Annotated in this window: 1 protein-coding gene and 1 pseudogene; both read left to right on the forward strand. The window is 40.4% G+C overall.

The genetic code is table 11. The features are described from left to right. Positions 1-509 (forward strand): annotated as a pseudogene (locus tag QI30_RS20540) (plasmid recombination protein); the annotation flags it as partial. Positions 510-931: 422 nt separating this feature from the next. Further along, a partial coding sequence (locus tag QI30_RS18575) for a protein rep (protein ID WP_425475033.1) occupies positions 932-1,272 on the forward strand: 341 nt, incomplete at its 3' end.

Here is a 1,272-nt window from a genome sequence, read left to right on the forward strand (position 1 = left end):
TGGTGCTGAAACCAAAGCGAAAAGAAATCAAAACCGAAGTCGTTCCGAAAATGTTCGGGAAACCGGAAATCCATCAAAAAGAAACCGGGAATTATGTTTTCACTCCTAAGCAGATGGAACAGCTGGAAACAATCGTGACAGCTGCGGTTGCGGTAAAAAAAGATTATGAGCGGTTGCAAAGTATGAATCCTGTCATAGAAAATGAAAAGCTTCGTGAGGAAGTCTATCAAAAGACCAATGAAAATTATAAGCTGAAGAACGAAAATAAGGAACTCCGTTCAGAGAACAGAGATTTAAAAGACCTGATAGGCGATTTACGGCACGAAGTCGGTTTGTTGTATCAAAGTGCCAAAGATTTCGTAAAAGAGCGTACAGAGGGCGTCAGGGCCGTTAAAAACGTTTTTAAGGAATTAGTAGATAAAGTGAGGGAGCGAAACCCTGGGAGCGAATTTGAGCGCCTGTATAAGCGTGAGAAAGCTCGGGAGAGGGATCGAGGAATGGAAAGATGAAAACACGCCTTTTAGGCGTGTTTTTTAAGGTTTTGAGCGAAGCGAAAAACGGTTTTTTCTTATCTTGATATAAGGGTAACATCTTCGATTTACCCTGAAGGGTCTTGAGCCCTTGATACGTATGGCTTTAACGCAAAAAAACTTGCATTCTACAGCATAGTGTTGTATTGTTTTAATTGTCGAGATCAAAACAATAAACTATGAAGGTAGGTGCAAGTTTTTAAGTGCCGTGATTGGCGTTTATTAACTTAAGTTATATGAGCCACTATAAAGCAAAATCCAAAAAGAATCAAGACATTATGGTCAAGTCCACGAAGAAAAAACGGCGAAACGGTGTATTAGCGTACTTTATGGAAAAGCTAGTTTCTGAAGATGTGGTCTCGGAAAATACTTTAAAACTCATAAGGGAGTGCAATACGTTCATGATGATGGTTGCTGATGAAAACCTGGAAAAGAAAAAACAGCATAAGGGGAATACGTGCAAAAACCGTTTCTGTCCGATCTGTGCATGGAAGAAATCTCGAAAAGATGCGTTGGCTCTGTCCGTCATGATGGCTTATCTAAAGCAAGAGGAAAAGAAAGAGTTTATCTTTGTGACCTTAACAGCGCCGAACGTGCCAGCTGATGAACTGGAAGATGAAATTAAGGGTTACAACCATTCGTTCAAAAAGTTGATGGAACGCAAGGAAGTTAAGAAAATCGCAAAGGGTTATGCTCGGAAATTAGAAATCACCTACAACGAAGAGCGTGAGGATTACCACCC

This window comes from Candidatus Kurthia intestinigallinarum, assembly GCF_003991225.1.
Taxonomy (GTDB): domain Bacteria; phylum Bacillota; class Bacilli; order Bacillales_A; family Planococcaceae; genus Kurthia; species Kurthia populi.